We start from the raw sequence: 19,364 nt of genomic DNA, 5'->3' as shown, positions 1-19,364 counted from the left end.
GAGGACGGACGAACAGACGGACAGGACGGGCGGACAGGACACTCAGACAGGACAGGCAGACAGACACACAGGCGCGCGAACAGACACGCATCACGGCACGACAGCGACACGGCACCACGGCACCGGTGAAAGGAACAGCACCATCATGAGCGGGGTCTCGATCGACCTGAACGCCGATCTCGGGGAAGGGTTCGGCCGCTGGACGCTGACCGACGACGAGCGTCTGCTCTCCGTCGTCACCAGCGCCAACGTGGCCTGCGGCTTCCACGCGGGGGACGCGGTCACCATGCGGCGGGTGTGCGAGCTCGCCGCCGAGCGGGGGGTGAGGATCGGGGCCCAGGTGTCCTACCGGGACCTCGCCGGCTTCGGGCGGCGGGCGATGGACGTGCCGCCGGCGGAACTGGCCGCCGAGGTGGCGTACCAGATCGGCGCCCTGGAGGTCTTCGCCCGCGCGGCCGGCTCCCGGGTGGCGTACGTGAAGCCGCACGGGGCGCTCTACAACCGGGTGGTGCGGGACGCGGAGCAGGCGGCCGCGGTCGTCGACGGGGTGCTGCTCGCGGGCGGCGCGCTGCCCGTGCTGGGGCTGCCCGGCTCGCGGCTGCACGAGGCGGCGGAGCGGGCCGGCCTTCCGGTGGTCGCCGAGGCGTTCGGGGACCGCGCCTACCGGGCCGACGGCTCCCTGCTGCCACGGGGGCGGGAGGGGGCCGTGGTGCACGATCCGGACGCGGTGGTCGAGCGGTCGGTGACGCTGGTCCGCGCGGGCACGGTCACCGCCCACTGCGGGACGGCCGTGGCCGTGCGGGCGCACTCGCTCTGCCTGCACGGGGACACCCCGGGCGCGGTGGAGCTGGCCCGGCGTGTCCGGGCGGGCCTGGAGTCGGCCGGCGTCACCGTGGGGGCGTTCGCGTGAGGGTGCTGCGGGTGGGCGAGCACGCCCTCCTCGTCGAACTGGCCGACGCGGCCGCCGCCGAGGCCTTCCACGCGGAGCTGCTGCGGCGCCGGGCGTCCGGCGCGCTGCCCGGCGTACGGGAGATCGTGCCGGCGGCGCGGACGGTGCTGCTCGACGGGCTGGCCGAGCCCGCGCGGCTCGCGGCCGAACTGCCCGGCTGGGAGCCGCGGCCGGGGCACGCGCGCGTGGGCACGGTCGTGGAGGTGCCGGTCCGGTACGACGGGCCGGACCTGGCCGAGGTGGCCGCCCGGTGGGAGGTGTCGCCGGAGGAGGCGGCACGGATCCACTCCTCGGCCGAGTTCCGGGTCGCCTTCTGCGGTTTCGCGCCCGGCTTCGGCTATCTGACCGGGCTCGGGGCACGGTACGAGGTGCCGCGCCGGGCGACGCCCCGCACGGCGGTGCCCGCCGGGTCCGTGGCGTTGGCGGGGCCGTACACGGGCGTGTACCCGCGTTCCTCGCCGGGCGGCTGGCAGCTGATCGGGACGACGGACGCGGTCCTGTGGGACACCGGGCGGGAGCCGGCGGCACTGCTGTCGCCCGGCACGCGCGTGCGGTTCGTCCCCGCGTCCCGGACGGGGGCCGACCGGTGAACGACCGCGCCGTCGCCGTCGTCAGGGGCGGCGCCCTGACGACCGTGCAGGACCTCGGGCGGCCGGGCCACGCGCACCTGGGCGTGCCCCGCTCGGGCGCCCTGGACCCGGCCGCCGCCCGGCTGGTGAACCGGCTGGTCGGCAACGCCGAGGACGCCGCCGTCCTGGAGACCACCGTCGACGGCTGCGCGCTGCGGCCCAGGAGCGCGGTGACCGTGGCGGTGGGCGGGGCGCCCTGCCCGGTGCGGGCGGACGGCCGGCCGCTGCCCTGGGGCACGGCGGTACGGGTCCCGGCCGGGGCGCTCCTGGAGGTCGGGCCCGCCGTGCGCGGGCTGCGCTCGTACGTGGCGTTCGGCGGCGGGATCACCGTCGAACCGGTGCTCGGCAGCCGCTCCACCGACCTGCTGTCCGGGCTCGGCCCGGCGCCGCTGGCCGAGGGGGCGGTGCTGCCGCTGGGAGCGGCCGCGGCCGTACGGGGGTCGGTCGACGCTCCCCCCTGGCCGGGCCCGCCGGACGAACTGGTCCTGCGGGTCCGGCTCGGGCCGCGCGACGACTGGTTCACCGCCGACGCGCTCCGGACCCTCACCACGCGCGCGTACCTGGTGTCCTCGGCGAGCAACCGCATCGGGCTGCGCCTCGACGGGCCGGCCCTGGAGCGGGCCCGTCCCGGGGAGCTGCCCAGCGAGGGCATGGTCCTGGGGACGGTGCAGGTGCCGCCGGACGGCCGGCCGGTGGTCTTCCTGGCGGACCATCCGACGACCGGCGGCTATCCGGTGGTGGCGGTGGTGCGGGAGGCGGACCTGGGGGCGGCCGCGCAGGCCGTGCCGGGGACCCGGGTCCGGTTCGTCACCGCTCCTCAGGAGCCCCGGGACCGGCGGGGTCCGCGGTCGCCGGGCGCCCCGTCGTCCTCCGGCGGGATGCCGTAGCCCCCGCCGCCGGGCGTGCGGACGACCAGCACGTCGCCGGGGGCGACCCCGGTGGTCGCGGTGCCGTCCAGGTGCTCCACGGTGCCGTCGGCGCGTTCGACGAGGTTCTCGCCGAGCGCGCCGGGCGCGCCGCCCGCCATGCCGTACGGGGGCACCCGCCGGTGTCCGGTGAGGAGGGTGACCGTCATCGGCCGCAGGAAGCGCAGCCGCCGCTCCACGCCGGCGCCGCCGTGCCAGCGGCCCCGGCCGCCGCTGCCCTCGCGCACGGCGAAGGCGTCGAGGCGGACGGGGTGGCGCCACTCCAGGATCTCGGGGTCGGTGAGGCGGGAGTTGGTCATGTGGGTCTGGACGGCGTCGGCGCCGTCGAAGCCGTCGCCCGCGCCGGAGCCGCTGGCGAGGGTCTCGTAGTACTGGACGCGGTCGTCGCCGAAGGTGAGGTTGTTCATGGTGCCGGAGCCCTCGGCCTGGACGCCGAGGGCCGCGTAGAGGGCGCCGGTGACGGCCTGGGAGGTCTCGACGTTCCCGGCGACGGTGGCGGCGGGTGGTTCGGGGGCGAGCATGGAGCCGGGCGGGACGCGGATCTCCAGGGGCTCCAGGCAGCCGCTGTTGAGGGGGACGTCCTCGTCGACGAGGGTGCGGAAGACGTACAGGACGGCGGCCGTGACGACGGCGGTGGGGGCGTTGGCGTTGCCGGGGAGCTGTGGCGAGGTGCCGGTGAAGTCGAGGACGGCGGAGCGCCGTTCGCGGTCGACGCGGACGGCGACCTGGATGACGGCGCCGGAGTCGGTCTCGTACCGGTGGGTGCCGTCCTCCAGGCGGGCGACGATGCGGCGGACGGACTCCTCGGCGTTGGCCCGGACGTGGCCCATGTAGGCCTGGACGGCGTCGAGGCCGAACTCGGCGACGGCCTTGCGGAGTTCCTCGACGCCCTTCTCGTTGGCGGCGATCTGGGCGCGCAGGTCGGCGAGGTTGGTGTCGGGGTCGCGGGAGGGGTACGGGGCGCCGGTGAGCAGGGCGCGGGTCTCGGCCTCGCGGAGCCTGCCGTCGCGGACGAGGAGCCAGTCGTCGAAGCGGACGCCCTCCTCGTCGATCGTGCGGCTGAAGGCGGGCATGGAGCCGGGGGTGATGCCGCCGATCTCGGCGTGGTGGCCGCGGGACGCGACGAGGAAGAGCGGTTCCTCTCCCGCGTCGTCGAAGACGGGAGTGACGACGGTGACGTCGGGCAGGTGGGTGCCGCCGTGGTACGGGTCGTTGACGGCGTAGACGTCGCCGGGGCGGAGGTCGCCGGCGCGGCGGCGCAGGACCTCCTTGACGGTCTCTCCCATGGAGCCGAGGTGGACGGGGATGTGGGGGGCGTTGGCGACGAGGTTGCCGTCGGCGTCGAAGAGGGCGCAGGAGAAGTCGAGCCGTTCCTTGATGTTGACGGAGTGGGCGGTGTTCTCCAGGCGGACGCCCATCTGCTCGGCGATGGCCATGAAGAGGTTGTGGAAGACCTCCAGGAGGACCGGGTCGACGTCGGTGCCGGCGGCGGTGCGGGCGGGGCGCGGGACGGCGCGGGTGAGCAGCAGGTGGCCGGTGTCGGAGGCGGTGGCGCGCCAGCCGGGGTCGACGACGGTGGTGGCGTCGTCCTCGGCGAGGATCGCGGGCCCGTCGACGGTGTCGCCGGGGCGCAGGTCCTCGCGGCGGTGCAGGGGGGTGTCGGAGGCGGTGGCGCCGTCGTGGGTGCGGACGGTGGCGCGGGGGACGAGGGGGCCGGTGCGGGCTCCGGCGGGGACGCGGACGGGGCCGTGGGGTCCGGCGGTGCCGACGGCCTCGACGGTGACGGCCTCCGCGACGAGCGGCTTGTCCATGGTGAAGGCGTAGCGGGCGCGGTGCTCGGCGGTGAAGGCGGCGGCCATCTCCTCGGCGGGGCCGAGGTCGACGGGGAGGCTCGCGTCGGTGCCGGCGTAGCGGAGGAGTACGCGCGCGTGGGTGGTGATCGCGGTGCCGGGGAGGCCGTCGGCGCGGAGTTCGGCCCGGGTGCTGTCGGCGAGTTCGGCGGCGACGGCGGTCACGCGCGCGTGGGTGCCGGGGTCGTCGAGCGGGGCCTCGACGGAGCGTTCGCGCAGGGCGGTGGCATCGGCGAGGCCGATGCCGTAGGCGGAGAGGACGCCGGCGAGCGGGGGGACGAGGACGGTGTCGACGCCGAGGGCGTCGGCGACGGCGCAGGCGTGCTGGCCGCCGGCGCCGCCGAAGCAGGTGAGGGCGTAGCGGGTGATGTCGTGGCCGCGCTGGACGGAGATCTTCTTGACGGCGTTGGCCATGTCGAGGACGGCGATCCGCAGGAAGCCGGCCGCGACCTCCTCGGGGGTGCGGCCGCCGCCGACCTCCTCGGCGAGGGCGGTGAACCGTTCGCGGACGACGTCGGCGTCGAGGGGGCGGTCGCCGTCCGGCCCGAAGACGGCCGGGAAGTGGTCGGGCTGGATCCGGCCGAGCATCACCTGGGCGTCGGTGACGGTGAGGGGGCCGCCGCGCCGGTAGCAGGCGGGGCCGGGCACGGCGCCGGCCGAGTCGGGTCCGACGCGGTAGCGGCGCCCGTCGTAGTGGAGGACGGAGCCGCCGCCGGCGGCGACGGTGTGGATGCTCATCATGGGTGCCCGCATCCGCACCCCGGCGACCTGTGAACCGAGTTCACGCTCGAACGTCCCTGCGTAGTGGGACACGTCCGTGGACGTGCCGCCCATGTCGAAGCCGATGACCCGGTCGTGTCCGGCCTGGCCGGAGGTACGGGCCATGCCGACGACTCCGCCCGCCGGCCCGGAGAGGACGGCGTCCTTGCCCCGGAAGCGGGCGGCTTCCCGCAGTCCGCCGTTGGACTGCATGAACATCAGGCGGATCCCGGCGAGTTCGGCGGCGACCTCGTCGACGTAGCGGCGCAGCACCGGCGAGAGGTAGGCGTCGACGACGGTGGTGTCGCCGCGCGGGATCAGCTTGATGAGCGGGCTGACCTCGTGCGAGCAGCTGATCTGGGTGAAACCGGCGTCCCTGGCGGCGGCCGCGACGCGCTGTTCGTGCTCCGGGTGGCGGTAGCCGTGCACGAGGACGACGGCGGCGGAGCGGATCCCGTCCCGGTGGGCGGCGGCGAGCGCGGCGGCGACGGCGTCCTCGTCGAGGGGGCGGACGACGGCGCCGCGGGCGTCCATCCGCTCGGGGACCTCGGCCACGCGCGCGTACACCGCCTCCGGCAGCACGATGTGCCGGTCGAAGAGGCGGGGCCGGTTCTGGTAGGCGATCCGCAGGGCGTCGCGGAAGCCCTCCGTGATGAGCAGCAGGGTCGGCTCCCCGCGCCGCTCCAGGAGGGCGTTGGTGGCGACGGTGGTGCCCATCTTGACGACGGCGACCCGGTCGGCGGGGACGGGTTCGCCGGGGGCGAGGCCCATGAGGAGCCGGATCCCGGCGACGGCGGCGTCCTGCCGGCGGGCCGGGTCGTGGGAGAGGACCTTGCGGGTGACGAGGCGCCCGTCGGGGCGCCGCCCCACGACGTCGGTGAAGGTGCCGCCCCGGTCGATCCAGAACTCCCAGCGCCCGCTCATTCCCCCATTGTGGCCGCGAGGGCCTCGGCGAGGGCGGTCGCGGCGCGCGCGTCGAGCGCGCCGCCGCCGCCCGTCCGGTGCAGCAGCTCCTCCCCCGCGAGCAGGAGCAGCTGCGGCAGCAGGTCGCGGCTGCGGCGCAGCACCCAGCCGGTCCCGGCCGTGGCGAGCCACAGGACGGTGTCGGCGCGGGTGGGCGGCGGTTCGGACGCCTCCGGGGAGGGCGCGGGCCCCCGGGCGAGGCCGCGCTCGGCCAGGACCCGGTGGAAGGCTCCGGCGACCGCGCGGTGGCCGCGCTCGCCCGGATGGAGCCGGTCGGCGCTCCACAGCCGCCGGTCCTCGGTCCAGGCCGGGTCGGCGAGGTGGACGTGGGCGGCGCCGTGCCGGGCCGACAGCGCGTGCACCACCGCGTTCACGGACGTACGGCGGCGGGCGAGCGGCCGGGCCAGCGGCCCGGGGAGCCCGAGCATCCGCCCGGGGTCGGGCAGACAGGCCGTCAGGAGTACGGCCCCGGCCGCGTCGAGCGCCGCGAGGACCCGGTCCAGGCGGCGGGCGAACAGCCCGATGTCGAAGGTGTGCCGCAGGGTGTCGTTGACGCCCACGACGACGGAGGCGAGGTGCGGCCGGAGGGCGACCGCGCGCGGGGCCTGCTTCTCGGCGACGTCCGCGCTGAGCGCGCCGCTGACGGCGAGGTTCACGTACTCGACCCGCCGCCCGGGCCCGGCGAGCCCGTCGGCGAGCAGCTCCGCCCACCCGCGCCACGCCCCGCCGGCCCGGTCCCCGACGCCCTCGCTGAACGAGTCCCCGAGCACGACGAACCGCAGCGGCGCGGCCCCCGCCGGGGCAGGGGGCGCGCCTGCCGGGCCGGACTCCGGGCCGCGCGGCTGGGCCGGTACGCGTCCCTGGGCCGGGACGCGGCTCTCCCGGACCGGGTTCATCCGCCGACCTCCTGCGGCCGGGGCCGGGCCGCCGCGGCGGCGGGGACGGCACCGGCGGTGACCGGGCCGTCGGCGGCGACCGAGCCGTCGGCGGGTGGATCCGGGACGGCGGATATCGGATCCGGACCGGTGGGCAGGGGATCCGGGACGGCGGCCGCGACAGGTTCCCGTCCGGTGGCCGCCTCGTGGGCGTGGAGGAACGCGTCCACGGAGCGGTCCCAGGAGAAGTGCTCCGCACGCGCGCGTGCGGCGGCCCGGCGGACGGGCTCCGGCAGGGCGAGCAGGCCCCGGACGGCGTCGGCGAAGGCGGCCGGGGTGTCGGCGGCCGCGGCCCCGGCCGTGCCGACGACCTCCGGGAGCGCGGAGGAGGCGCTGACGACGGCGGGGGTGCCGCAGGCGAGGGCCTCCAGGGCGGAGAGCCCGAAGGTCTCGGCGGGGCCGGGCGCCAGGCAGAGGTCGGCGGCCGCCTGGAGGTCGGCGAGTTCCTCCCGGTCGGCGACGTGGCCGAGGAACCGCACCGGCAGGCCCCGCTCCCGCGCCCGCCGCTCCAGGCCCGCGCGCAGCGGCCCGTCGCCCGCGACGACCAGCCGGGCCCGCACCCCCGCGTCGAGCAGGCGGACGAGCGCCTCGACCGCCGTGCCGGGCCGTTTCTCCACGGAGAGGCGGGAGCAGAGCAGCAGCAGGACCCCGGCGCCCTCCACGTACCGGGCCCGTACGGCGGGGTCGCGCCGCCCGGGCCGGCGGTGTTCCAGGTCGACGCCGAGCGGAGCGCGTACGACGTTGCGGGCGCCGAGGCGGACGAACTCCTCCTCCGCCCAGGCGGTGGTGCACACGATGCGGCCGTAGGCCCAGGCGGTGCGGCGGTTGAGCCGGTCCGCGGCGCGGGCGGCGAGCGGCCCGGGGAGGCCCCAGGTGCGCAGGACGCCGTCGGCGGTCTCGTGGGAGACCATCACGGAGGGGACGCGGGCGCGCCGGGCCCACTCCCCGGTCCAGCGCAGGGTGGTGCGGTCGGAGACCTCGATGCGGTCCGGGGCGAGCCGTTCGAGCAGCTCGGCGAGCCGGCGCCGGTCGGCGAGGACCCGGTAGCCGCCGGTGCCGGGCAGCACGGGCCCGGGCAGGGTGATCACCCGGCCCTGCTCGGCCGGCTCGTCGGCGGCGCCGGCCCCGGGGACGACCAGGACGGGTTCGTGCCCGGCCGCGCGGTATCCCCGGCCGAGCCGGTCGAGCGCGGTCCGCAGGCCGCCCGAGGTGGGGGTGACGAAGTTCGCGAGCCGTACGATCCGCAGCCCGTCGCGGCCGTACGAGGCGGGGTACGCGCGCGTCCGCGCGGGACCGGTCGCCGGAAGGGTCCGCCCGTTCACGCCGCCACCGCCGTCCGCTCCCGCAGGACCTCCAGGTAGTGGCCGATGAGTTCGTCGCCGAGGACCTCCCAGGTGCGGCCCTCGACCTCGGCGCGCCCGGCCCGGCCGTAGGCCTCGCGCAGGCCGGGCGCGGCGGCGAGGCCGGTGACGGCCTCGCGGAGGGCGAGGGGGTCCCCGGGGGGCACCAGGAGGCCGGTGCGGCGGTGGGCGACGAGGTCGAGGGGGCCGCCGGCGGCCGGGGCGATCACCGGCAGTCCGCTGGCCATGGCCTCCTGGACGGTCTGGCAGAAGGTCTCGTACGGACCGGTGTGGGCGAAGACGTCGAGCGAGGCGAAGATCCGGGCGAGGTCGTCGCCGGTGCGGCGGCCGAGGAAGTGGGCGTGCGGGAGGCGTTCGCGCAGGCCGGCGGCGCTGGGGCCGTCGCCGACGACGACGAGCCGGACGCCGGGGAGCCCGTCCGCGGCGGCGAGGAGGTCCACGCGCTTCTCGGGGGCGAGCCGGCCGACGTAGCCGACGAGGAGTTCGCCGTTCGGGGCGAGGTCCCGGCGCAGTCCCGGGTCTCGGCGGTCGGGGCGGAAGCGGTCGGTGTCGACGCCCCTGCCCCAGATGCGTATCCGCTCGATGCCGTGGGCCTCCAGGTCGCGGCGGGCGGCCCGGGAGGGGGCGAGGGTGCGGTCGGCGGCGCCGTGGACGGCGCGGAGCCGGCGCCAGGCGGTGCCCTCCCCGGTGCCGACGTAGGTGCGGGCGTATCCGGCCAGGTCGGTCTGGTAGACGGCGACGGCGGGCACCCGGAGGCGGGCGGCGGCGGCCATGGCGCGGACGCCGAGGACGAAGGGGCCGGCGAGGTGGACGAGATCGGCGCGGTGGGCCGCGAGGGCGGCGGCGACGCGGCGGCTGGGCAGGGCGACGCGGACCTGGGCGTAGCCGGGCAGGGGCAGGGAGGGGACGCGGACCACGGGGCACGGCGCGTCGGCGTCGGCGGCGGGGTCGGGGACGGCCGGGGCGATCACGAGGGGCTGGTGGCCCCGGCGGACGAGGTGGCGCGCGGTCTGCAGGGCGCAGTGCGCCACACCGTTGACGTCGGGGGGAAAGGATTCGGTGACGATGACGACACGCATACGGGTGTTCTCGTCGCGCCCGACGTGTCCCCGCCGACGTGGATCTGGACACCGGGGGAACGTCCCGTGAGCTTTTCCCGCCCGGGCCGCGCGGCTCCGCTCCGACAGCCGGAACCGGAGCCGCCCGGGGCGGAGGGGGAGCCTCCCGGTCCCGGGGCGGGGCCACGCTCGGCGGGACGCGCCGGGGGACCGCGCCGCCCCGGGCGGGGGCGGTGGTGGGTCGGCTCAGACCTGGAGGTCGGGGCCGATGCGGTTGCGGACCGCCGTCTGGACCTCGACCTCTTCGGCCGGGTCGGCGGCGAGGCGGCGCAATCGCTCGGCCACGCGCGCGTCGGCCGTCTCCGCGTGCTGGGCCGCGATCTCGCGGGTGGTCTCCTCGCAGTCCCAGAGGCACTCGACGGCGAAGCCGCTGGCGAAGGAGGGGTCGGTGGCCGCGAGGGCGCGGGCCGTGCGGCCGCGCAGCTGGGAGGAGGCCGTCTCCCGGTAGACGTGGCGCAGCACGGGCGCCGCGCAGGCGATGCCGAGGCGGCCGACGCCGTCGACGAGGACGCCGAGGGCGGCCGCGTCGGGCCCGCCGGTGCGGATGGCGGTGCGCAGGGCGCCGAGGACGAGCCCGGCGTCCCGCGCCTCGCCGCGCGCGGCGAGGGTCTCGCCGGCGGCGGCGCCGAGCGGGTCGGTGCGGTGGATCCAGGCACGGGCGCGGGCGACCGCGTCCTCGCCGCACATGCGGAGGTAGGCGGTGACGGCGGCCCGGGCGACGGCCAGCGCCTCGCGGTCGACGGCTCCGGGCACGTCGGCGTACGGACCGGTCTGTCCGGGTGCGGTGCCGGCGGCCGTGTCGAGGGGGTGCACGGCGTCGGCGGCGGCCTCGACGAGGTCGAGGACGGCGGGGTCCCGGATGGCGGCCAGATGGTGCAGGGCGGCGGCGCGCGCGCCGGGGGCGCCGGCGCGGGCGGCGGCCAGCAGCTCGGGCCGGTCCTCGGGACCGGCCACGGCGGCCAGGCAGCGGGCGGCGGGTCCGGCGAGGTCGGCGCCGCGCTCGTACCCCTCCTGGGCCCAGTCGAGGACGGCGCGGACGCTCCAGCCGGGGCGGGGCCCGGTGGGGCGCAGCTGCCGCTGCCAGCGGTCGAAGGAGCCGTGTTCCTGGGCGGCGCGGACGCGGGCGCCGACGGCGTCGCGCTGGTCCTCGGCCCACAGGCGCCAGGGGCGGGGCTCGAAGGCGTCGCGGACGGTGCCGGCGAGCGCGGTGTCGCCGGCCTCGTCCTGCGGGAAGCGGGCGAGGACGGGCTCGGCGAGCGCACGCAGTCCGGCGTCGTCGTCGCGCAGGGCGAGCTCGTCGAGGGCCCAGGCCCAGTTGGCGCCGGTGGCCGCGTAGCGCCGGAGGAGCAGCAGGGCGTCGTGGCGTCCGTAGGAGGCCAGGTGGCCGAGGACGGCGAGGGCGAGGCCGGTGCGCTGCTCCTCGGGGTCGAGGCGGTCCTCGGGCGCGAAGAGGTGCGCCTCGATGGCCTCCAGGCCTCCGTGGAGGTCGAGGTAGAGCCGGGCGTAGTAGAGGGAGCGGTTCTCGACCCGCCAGTCGTGGCGCGGGTCGGCGAGCACGCAGTGGTCGAGGGCCGCGAGGGCCTCGGCGCGGGGGGCGGCGAGGGCGTGCAGGGTGCCGTCGCCGCGGCCCCTCTGCAGCAGGCCGAGCAGGGTGCCGCTCGGCGCTATGGCTGGTTCGAACATGGGAAGACGCCTCACATCAAGCTGTCGTCACGACGGGTGGACCGGGGCGGCGGAGGCCGGGCACAGGGCCCGTCCGCGCGGAGCCCGGCCTAGTAGGCCGTGGGACAACAGATCGGGCCGTCCGTCGTACGTCGCTTGTGCGCGCTGCTCATCTTCCTCTGCCTCTCGTCCGTGGCCCGGTCGGACGGCCGGGCTTGTCGTCATGATGACCGACCGTCCGCACGGTCGCGACCACATTTACGGACCCGTTCCCACCTGGGGTTCAGGCCGCGTTCACCTGGTGGTGAAGAGCTCCAGGAGTTCGGTCTTGCCGAACATGCGGGCGGTGTCCACGGCGGACGGAGTCCCGGACTCCGGATTCGCGCCGCCGGCGAGGAGGGCGCGGATGACGGCGTCGGCGCCCTTGAAGACGGCTCCGGCGAGCGGGGTCTGGCCGCGGTCGTTGGCACGGTCGGCGTCGGCGCCGCGCTCCAGGAGGGCGGTGACGGCGTCGGCGTGGCCGTGGTAGGCGGCGAGCATGACGAGGGTGTCGCCCCGGTCGTTGGTGAGGTTCGCGGGGACGCCCGCGTCGAGGTAGGCGGCGAGGGCCGCCGCGTCGCCGGTGCGCGCCAGGTCGAAGACCTTCGACGCCAGCTCGACGACCTCGGGGTCCGGGGTCTCGCTCATCCTCACAACCGCCTTCCGTGCTCGACCGCGTACCGCGCGCCTGTCGCCCGGTATCGCCTGCCCTTGACCTGCGCACGGCACGCGCGGCCGTACGAGTGAACCGACAGGGTACTGCCCGCGCGGTGACATGACCGCGTCCGGCCGAGGCAAGGATCACGGCGTCCACCCCCGTGGCCCCCGCCCCTCGGGGCTCCCTTACCCCACTTCCGCGGTTTCGCCACCCGGGACGGCGATCACCGTCCGCCGGTCAAGTGAAAACGCCCGCCCTTCACCCGAATGCACCTTTAGTCACATAGATACTTGCCGTGAACCTGGAAGGACTCATCGTGACTGTCCCCTCAACCAGGAGAACACCCAATGATCCTGTCCATCTCAGGCGTGGTCCTGCTCGGCATCATCTGCTTCCTGTTCTTCAAGAAGGACGGCCTCAAGGCCTCGCACGCCCTCGTCTGCGCGCTCTTCGGCTTCTACCTGGCGGGCACCGCCATCGCACCGAGCATCACCGCGGGCGGCCAGAGCCTGGCCGGCCTGCTGGGCGGAATCAAGTTCTGACGCCACTCACCCCCTTCCACCCCTCCAGGAGTACGACGTGTCCCGGCGACCACTCCCCCGCATTCTGAGCAACGGCGGCGCGCAGCTCGCGCGCGGCCGAGAGATCGCGCGGTCGGCCGCCGACAGCGCCACCGACGTGCTCCACCCGCTGATCACGGTCTCCCGCGGTCTGCGGAAACTGGCCGCGACCGCGCGCGCCAAGTGGGCCGCGACCCCCAAGGAACGGCGCGGTCCCACGCTGTTCCTGGTCGCGGCCTGCGCCCTGGCCGTCGCCCTCATGCCGTACGGGCCGCTGCTCGCGCTCGTCGCGCTCATGGGCGCCGCCGCGTGGAAGGGGCGTGAGAAACCGGTCGTGAAGACCGGCCCCGACGAGGCGGAGACGGCCCGGCTGAAGGGGCTCTACGAGGCCCTGGTGCCGTACTTCTCCGTCCCGGAGGACCCCGACCCGCTCTTCGCCCACGGCGGCGACTGGTCCCGGGCCTTCGGCGACCACGCCTTCGACGACAGCGGCCGCCTGACACGGCTGCGGATCTCCTACCCCCCGTACTTCACCGACGGCGAGGCCGCCTCGCGCGCCCGCATCGAGCAGCTCCTGCACGCCAAGTCGGGCCGCGGCCGCGAGTACCTCTTCGACTGGGACGAGGAGGGCAACCGGCTCGACATGCACGTGCTGCCCGCCCTCCCGACCACCATCGCCGCCCAGCGGTTCGTCACCGCCCCCGGCGAGACCGTCCTCGGCTTCACCGACGCCGACGCCGTGCAGCGGACCGTGCCGGTCGTCTCGGCGGACGGCTCCGAGGACGCGCCGGCCGTCGTCTGGCGCACCGGCCCCCGCTCCACCGAGCCGCACCTGCTCGCCGTCGGCCAGCCCGGCAGCGGCACCACCTCCCTGCTGCGCTCCCTGGCGCTCCAGGCCCTCGCCCACGGCGACGTGCTGATCGTGGACGGAGCCGGCGCCGGCGAGTACGCCTGCCTGGTCGGCCGCGACGGCGTCCTCGGCGTCGAGAGCGAGCTGTCCGGCGCCCTGGAGAGCCTGGAATGGGCCTCCCACGAGACCGAGCGGCGGCTGATCACCGCGAACCGCGCCCGGCAGGCGGGGCACCCCGCCCCGGCCGACACCCGCCGCCCGCTGTGGATCCTCCTCGACCGCCCCGGCGTCCTCGGCCACCTGGCCGCCGCCGAGGGCCGGCCCGACCCCCAGGAGCTGCTCCGGGTTCCGCTGCGGCACGGCCGGGCGGCCCAGGTGACGGTGGTGGTGGCGGAGCAGTTCGACACCGCCGACGCGCTCCACGAGGGGGTACGCGCGCACGCCCGCGCCCGCGTGGTCCTCGGCCCCGCCTCCCCCGAGCAGATCGCCGGGGTGCTCGGCGCCGCCCCGCACACCACGCCGACCCCGCAGGTCCCGCCCGGCCGCGGCTACGCCCGCCTCGGCACCGGTCCGGTCCTCCGCCTCCAGGTGCCGGCCACGCCCGACCCGTACGACGACGCCGTCGGCGACACCGACCGCCAGGCCGTCCTCGACCTGCTGCCGGAGCGGCGGGCGGCGGTCACGGTGGCCCTGGAGAAGGTCCCGGAGGCGGCGGCCGAGCCGACCCCCGGCTCCCTCCCCCGCCACGCCCCGGTCCCGGCGGATGGCTGACCCCACCGGAAGCAGGGGACGGCGAAGGCCGGTGCGGACCCCGGGGTCCGCACCGGCCTTCGCCGTCCCCACGCGCGCGTGCGTGGGAACGGTTCCTCCACGCGCGCGTGGAGGGAAGGGCCGTCCCCACGCGTGCGTGGGGACGGAAGCCTCCCGTCAGGCCACGAAGGTCCTGAGCGGCTCCGCTCCCCCGCCGAGCCCCGACTCGACCAGCCGGGCCGCGGCGGCCAGCCGGACGGCGGCCTCCTCGGCGACCGGACCGCCGACGGTGAACGGCAGCCGGATGAACCCCTCGAAGGCGCCGTCGACGCCGAAGCGGGGGCCGGAGGGCACGCGGACGCCGACCCGCTCGCCCGCCTCCGCCACCCGGGAGCCGGAGAGCCCGCCGGTGCGCACCCAGAGCGTCAGGCCGCCCTTCGGCACCTCGAACTCCCACTCCGGCAGCTCCCTGCGGACCGCCGCGACGAGCGCGTCCCGGTTCTCACGCGCCTGCGCCCTGCGCAGGCCGACGGCCTCCTCCCAGCCGCCGGTGCGCATCAGCCAGTTGACGCCGAGCTGCTCCAGGACCGGGGTGCCCAGGTCGGCGTAGGCGCGGGCGGCGACGAGGGAGCGGATGACGTCGGGCGCGGCCCGGACCCAGCCGATCCGCATCCCGGCCCAGAAGGCCTTGCTCGCCGAGCCAACGGTGAGGACGGTGGAGCCGGCCGGGTCGAAGGCGCAGACCGGCCGGGGCATCGCCACGTCCTCGTCGAGGCGCAGCTCGGTCATGGTCTCGTCGACGACCAGGACGGTGCCGGCCGCCCGGGCGGCCTCCACGAGCCCCCGGCGCTGGTCCTCGTCGGCGAGGGCGCCGGTGGGGTTGTGGAAGTCGGCGACCACGTACGCGAGGCGGGGCGCGGCCTCGCGCAGCACCTGGCGCCAGCGCCCCAGGTCCCAGCTGCCGAGCCCCTCGGACATGGCGACGGGGACCAGCCGGGCGCCCGCCTCCCGCATGAGCTGGAGGATGTTCGCGTACGACGGGGATTCGACGGCGATCCGCTCGCCGCGCCCGGCGAAGAGGTGGCAGATGGCGTCGATGGCGCCCATCGCGCCGGTGGTGACCATGATCTGCTCGGGCATCGTCGGGATGCCGCGGGCGGTGTAGCGCTCGGCGATCGTGGCGCGCAGCGCGGGGAGCCCGGCGGGGTAGTCCCCGTGGGTGTGCGCGTACGGCGGCAGCTCCTCCAGGGCGCCCTGGACGCTGCGGGTCAGCCAGGGCTCGGGGGCGGGCAGCGCGGCGCAGCCGAGGTCGATGAGGGAGCCGAGGGCCTCCGGCGGCAGCGGTTCGAGGCCGCGCGCGGGCAGCGGGTTGCCGGCCGGGACGGCGGTCCAGCTGCCGGCGCCGCGCCGGGACTCCAGGAAGCCCTCGGTGCGCAGCGCCTCGTAGGCGGCGGCGACGGTGGTGCGGCTGACGGTGAGGGCGAGCGCGAGTTCCCGCTCGGCGGGCAGCCGGGCGGCGACCGGCACCCGGCCCTCCAGGACGAGCAGGCGGATGCCGTCGGCGAGGGCGCGGTAGGCGGGCGGCTTCCGGGCGCCGGGTCCCGCGGGGCGGGGCTGCTGCGCCTGGAGCTGCCGGGCGAGCTGGGCGGCCCCGACGGCCGAAGTCCACTGAGCCATGGAAATCAGTCCACCTTCATCAAATTGGCCATGGTTGGCATCCGTTCTCCCGCCACAGAGTGTCATGGGTCGGTCCACTCCCACCACAGCGGGCCGCGATCCTCTGCCGACACCACCACCCCAGGGGGGCACCTCCATGTCCATCGCCTCCGGCTCCCGCGGCCGGCATCTGACCCGCCGGCTGGTCCAGCTGTACGCCGGCCTCACGCTGTACGGGGTCAGCTCGGCCCTGCTGGTCAGGGCGGGGCTCGGCATGGAGCCGTGGAACGTGCTCCACCAGGGCCTGGCCGGGCTGACCGGGCTGACGATCGGGCTGGTGTCGATCGTCGTCGGCGCGATCGTGCTGCTGCTGTGGATCCCGATCCGGCAACGGCCGGGCCTGGGCACGGTGTCGAACGTCTTCGTGATCGGCCTGGCGATGGACGGCACCCTGGCACTGCTTCCGGACGGCCACGGGCTCGTGGTCCGCGGCGCCCTCATGGCCCTGGGCATCGTGCTGAACGGACTGGCGACCGGCCTGTACATCGCGGCCCGCTTCGGGCCCGGCCCGCGCGACGGCCTGATGACGGGCCTGCACCGGGTGACCGGATGGTCGATCCGGCTGACCAGGACCCTGATCGAGGTGGCGGTGGTGACCTCCGGCTTCCTGCTCGGCGGCTCGGTCGGCGTCGGCACGCTCCTCTACGCGCTGTCGATCGGCCCGCTCGCCCAGTTCTTCCTCCGCTTCTTCGCGGTCCCGGAGTCACGGCCCGTCGGGACGGCCGTCGCCCCGGAGTCACCGGAAGGCGCCATACTGCGGCGGTGACGCACGTACGACACCCCTACCTCGACCATCCGTCCCCGCTGCCCTTCGCCCACCGGGGCGGCACGGCGGACGGCCTGGAGAACACCGCGGCCGCCTTCCGCCGGGCCGCCGCCGCGGGCTACCGCTACTTCGAGACCGATGTCCACACCACCGCCGACGGCGTGCTGGTCGCCTTCCACGACGCGACCCTGGACCGGGTGACGGACACCGCGGGCCGGATCCGGGACCTGCCGTGGGCGGCGGTGCGGGAGGCCCGGGTGGCCGGCAAGGAGCCGCTGCCGCTCTTCGAGGACCTGCTCCAGGAGTTTCCCGAGGCCCGCTGGAACGTGGACCTGAAGACCGAGTCGGCGCTGGCCCCGCTGGTCGACCTGATCTCCCGCACCGACGCCTGGGACCGGGTCCTGGTCAGCTCCTTCACCGAGGCCCGGATCGCCCGCGCCCAGCGCCTCGCGGGCCCGCGCCTGGCCACCTCGTACGGCGTGACCGGCGTCGCGGCCCTGCGGCTGCGCTCGCTCGGCCTGCCGGCCCCGCTGCGGGCCGGCGCGGTGGCGGCGCAGGTCCCGGAGACGCAGGGCGGGGTCCGCGTGGTGGACCGCCGCTTCGTCCGGGCGGCGCACGCGCGCGGCCTCCAGGTGCACGTGTGGACCGTCAACGATCCGGAGCGCATGGAGTCTCTCCTCGACCTGGGGGTCGATGGCATCATGACCGATCATCTGGAGACGCTGCGCGAGGTCCTCATCGCCCGCGGGGCATGGGTCTGAGGGCGGGCGGGCTTCCCGGGGACGGGGACGAACGAGGGGGGCGTGCGGCCGTGACCGCCGAGACGACCGGGCCCGAGGGGCCCACCACCGATCCGGCCGAGCGCAGACGGGAACAGCGCGGCTGGTACTTCTACGACTTCGCCTGCTCGGTGTACTCGACCAGCGTCGTGACCGTGTTCCTGGGCCCGTACCTGAACGAGCTGGCGAAGACGGCGGCCGGCGGCGGGACGCACGTGTACCCGCTCGGCGTCCCGGTGCACGTCGACTCGCTGTTCGCCTACGCGGTGTCGGCGTCGCTCGTGGTGGCGATCGTCGCGATGCCGCTGGTGAGCGCGGCGGCCGACCGCAGGGGCCGGAAGAAGCCGCTGCTCGCGGCGGCCGCCTACCTCGGGGCGGGGGCGACGACCTGCATGTTCTTCCTGAAGGACGACCGCTATCTGCTCGGCGCCCTGCTGCTGGTCGTGGCGAACGCCGCGCTCGCGGTGTCGATGATGCTCTACAACTCCTACCTGCCCCAGATCTCCGAGCCGGAGGAGCGGGACGCGGTCTCCTCGCGCGGCTGGGCCTTCGGCTACACCTCGGGCGCGCTGGTCCTGGTCCTCAACCTGGTCCTGTACTCGGGGCACGAGTCCTTCGGCCTGTCCGCGGGCGAGGCGGTCCGGATCTGCCTGGCCTCCGCCGGGCTCTGGTGGGGCGCCTTCGCGCTGATCCCGCTGAAGCGGCTGCGCGACCGGGGGCTCCCGGCGGCCGGCACGGCCGAGGCGGACGGGACGGGCGCGGTGGGGGCCGGGTGGCGCCAACTGCGGGCCACGCTCGTGGACATGCGCAACCACCCGAAGACGCTCGCCTTCCTGCTCGCCTACCTCGTCTACAACGACGGGGTGCAGACGGTGATCTCGCAGGCGGCCGTCTTCGGCAAGAACGAGCTGGGGCTGGAGCAGACGACGCTCATCACGGCGGTCCTGCTGGTGCAGGTGCTCGCGGTGGCCGGAGCGCTCGGGATGGGCCGGCTCGCCCGGACGCACGGGGCCAAGCGGACGATCCTGGGCGCCCTGGTCGTGTGGACCCTCATCCTGCTGGCGGGGTACTTCCTGCCCGCCGGGGCGCCGGTCTTCTTCTACTGCCTGGCGGCGGCCATCGGCCTGGTGATGGGCGGGACGCAGGCGCTCTCGCGCTCGTTGTTCTCGCACACGGTGCCGGAGGGCAAGGAGGCGGAGTACTTCTCGGCGTACGAGCTGAGCGACCGGGGGCTGAGCTGGCTCGGCCCGCTGGTGTTCGGGCTCGTGAACCAGCTGACCGGAAGCTATCGAGCTGCCATCATCTCCCTGGTGATCTTCTTCGTGGCCGGATTCGTCCTCCTCGCGCGGGTGCCGGTGCGCGAGGCGGCACGGGAGGCGGGGAATGTCGTACCCGAACGAATTTAGACGCGGAAGTGAAAGGCCGGTAGTGTACGCGTTTGGCCTGCCAGGCGGACCGTTACTGCGTGCTGCTTTAGTGAAGACCACGAGTCACATCTGCCGCCGGATGTGACAAAACGGGCACTGGTGGGTACAACAAGGGGCGGCACGACGGGCGACGCATTACCCGGAACGGGAATCTTTCTCGCCGACCGGACGTTGACCGGATGACGACGACAGCGACACCTGTCCTGTGGGCGACAAGCCCGGGAGGCACGATTCATGAGTGAGCGAGCTCTTCGCGGCACGCGCCTCGTGGTGACCAGCTACGAGACCGACCGCGGCATCGATCTGGCACCTCGCCAGGCCGTGGAGTACGCATGCGAGAAGGGCCATCGTTTTGAGATGCCCTTCTCGGTGGAGGCGGAAATTCCGCCGGAGTGGGAATGCAAGGTCTGCGGAATCCAGGCACTCCTGGTGGACGGCGACGGACCCGAGGAGAAGAAGGGCAAGCCGGCGCGTACGCACTGGGACATGCTCATGGAGCGGCGTACCCGTGAGGAGCTGGAGGAGGTCCTCGCCGAGAGGCTGGCCGTCCTGCGCTCCGGCGCCATGAACATCGCGGTGCATCCGCGCGACAGCCGCAAGTCCGCCTGACGGACGACCCGGCACGAGCAACGCCGAGGGGCCCGGTACACGGATCGTGTACCGGGCC

General features: G+C 75.8%; 16 protein-coding genes. 9 read left to right on the top strand and 7 right to left on the bottom strand.

The genetic code is table 11. The features are described 5' to 3' along the window. The first annotated feature begins 145 nt into the window (after positions 1-145). From IE245_RS29735 to IE245_RS29725, 3 genes are read left to right on the top strand one after another with little or no spacing between them, the layout of a single operon-like run. A complete protein-coding gene (locus IE245_RS29735; RefSeq protein WP_189953149.1) occupies positions 146-910 on the top strand; it encodes a LamB/YcsF family protein in 765 nt (254 codons plus the stop codon). Further along, complete coding sequence (locus IE245_RS29730) at positions 907-1,539, top strand: 5-oxoprolinase subunit B family protein (RefSeq protein WP_189953147.1); 633 nt, start codon at positions 907-909, stop codon at positions 1,537-1,539. Before IE245_RS29735 ends, IE245_RS29730 begins: the two co-directional genes overlap by 4 nt. Beyond that, complete coding sequence (locus tag IE245_RS29725; protein ID WP_189953145.1) at positions 1,536-2,465, top strand: 5-oxoprolinase subunit C family protein; 930 nt, start codon at positions 1,536-1,538, stop codon at positions 2,463-2,465. The genes IE245_RS29730 and IE245_RS29725 overlap by 4 nt, the downstream gene beginning before the upstream one ends. Here IE245_RS29725 and IE245_RS29720 read toward each other — a convergent pair. From IE245_RS29720 to IE245_RS29695, 6 genes are all read right to left on the bottom strand, one after another. Further along, positions 2,396-6,037: a hydantoinase B/oxoprolinase family protein gene (locus IE245_RS29720; RefSeq protein ID WP_189953143.1), complete on the bottom strand. Its 3,642-nt coding sequence runs from the start codon at positions 6,035-6,037 to the stop codon at positions 2,396-2,398. The two genes, IE245_RS29725 and IE245_RS29720, sit on opposite strands and share 70 nt — an antisense overlap. Further along, positions 6,034-6,972: an SGNH/GDSL hydrolase family protein gene (locus IE245_RS29715; protein WP_189953141.1), complete on the bottom strand. Its 939-nt coding sequence runs from the start codon at positions 6,970-6,972 to the stop codon at positions 6,034-6,036. The genes IE245_RS29720 and IE245_RS29715 overlap by 4 nt, the downstream gene beginning before the upstream one ends. Then, complete coding sequence (locus tag IE245_RS29710) at positions 6,969-8,258, bottom strand: glycosyltransferase (RefSeq protein ID WP_189953193.1); 1,290 nt, start codon at positions 8,256-8,258, stop codon at positions 6,969-6,971. Before IE245_RS29710 ends, IE245_RS29715 begins: the two co-directional genes overlap by 4 nt. Positions 8,259-8,329: 71 nt before the next feature. Beyond that, positions 8,330-9,451, bottom strand: a complete 1,122-nt coding sequence (locus IE245_RS29705) for a glycosyltransferase family 4 protein (protein WP_189953138.1) — start codon at positions 9,449-9,451, stop codon at positions 8,330-8,332. A 225-nt stretch (positions 9,452-9,676) separates the two neighbouring features. Beyond that, on the bottom strand, positions 9,677-11,173 hold the full coding sequence (locus tag IE245_RS29700; protein WP_189953136.1) for a HEAT repeat domain-containing protein: 1,497 nt from the start codon (positions 11,171-11,173) through the stop codon (positions 9,677-9,679). Between the two features lie 273 nt (positions 11,174-11,446). Beyond that, on the bottom strand, positions 11,447-11,839 hold the full coding sequence (locus tag IE245_RS29695) for an ankyrin repeat domain-containing protein (RefSeq protein WP_189953134.1): 393 nt from the start codon (positions 11,837-11,839) through the stop codon (positions 11,447-11,449). Positions 11,840-12,196: 357 nt separating this feature from the next. Between IE245_RS29695 and IE245_RS29690 the strand changes: the two genes are divergently transcribed. After that, positions 12,197-12,391: a hypothetical protein gene (locus IE245_RS29690; RefSeq protein WP_030493667.1), complete on the top strand. Its 195-nt coding sequence runs from the start codon at positions 12,197-12,199 to the stop codon at positions 12,389-12,391. A 37-nt stretch (positions 12,392-12,428) separates the two neighbouring features. Beyond that, positions 12,429-14,030, top strand: a complete 1,602-nt coding sequence (locus IE245_RS29685) for a hypothetical protein (protein ID WP_189953132.1) — start codon at positions 12,429-12,431, stop codon at positions 14,028-14,030. Between the two features lie 156 nt (positions 14,031-14,186). Here the strand turns inward: IE245_RS29685 and IE245_RS29680 are convergent, their stop codons facing one another. Next, positions 14,187-15,686, bottom strand: coding sequence for an SCO1417 family PLP biosynthesis transcription factor (locus tag IE245_RS29680; RefSeq protein ID WP_189953131.1), 1,500 nt, complete (start codon positions 15,684-15,686; stop codon positions 14,187-14,189). A gap of 136 nt (positions 15,687-15,822) precedes the next feature. On the opposite strand from IE245_RS29680, the gene yczE reads away from it, so the two are divergent. From yczE to IE245_RS29660, 4 genes are all read left to right on the top strand, one after another. Further along, positions 15,823-16,491 carry a membrane protein YczE gene (gene yczE, locus IE245_RS29675; RefSeq protein WP_189953128.1) on the top strand — a complete coding sequence of 223 codons (669 nt, stop codon included), beginning with the start codon at positions 15,823-15,825 and terminating at the stop codon, positions 16,489-16,491. Further along, positions 16,488-17,252 carry a glycerophosphodiester phosphodiesterase family protein gene (locus IE245_RS29670; RefSeq protein ID WP_189953125.1) on the top strand — a complete coding sequence of 255 codons (765 nt, stop codon included), beginning with the start codon at positions 16,488-16,490 and terminating at the stop codon, positions 17,250-17,252. Before yczE ends, IE245_RS29670 begins: the two co-directional genes overlap by 4 nt. Positions 17,253-17,302: 50 nt before the next feature. Further along, positions 17,303-18,676 carry an MFS transporter gene (locus tag IE245_RS29665; RefSeq protein ID WP_229851664.1) on the top strand — a complete coding sequence of 458 codons (1,374 nt, stop codon included), beginning with the start codon at positions 17,303-17,305 and terminating at the stop codon, positions 18,674-18,676. A gap of 255 nt (positions 18,677-18,931) precedes the next feature. Then, positions 18,932-19,306 (top strand): RNA polymerase-binding protein RbpA, encoded by a 375-nt coding sequence (locus IE245_RS29660; RefSeq protein WP_015032218.1) that lies wholly within the window; start codon positions 18,932-18,934, stop codon positions 19,304-19,306. Positions 19,307-19,364 lie beyond the last annotated feature (58 nt).

It is taken from the genome of Streptomyces roseolus (genome assembly GCF_014649855.1).
GTDB lineage: Bacteria > Actinomycetota > Actinomycetes > Streptomycetales > Streptomycetaceae > Streptomyces > Streptomyces roseolus.
The sequence above is the reverse complement of the archived record's forward strand: the minus strand, read 5'-3'. Positions and strand labels throughout refer to the sequence as shown.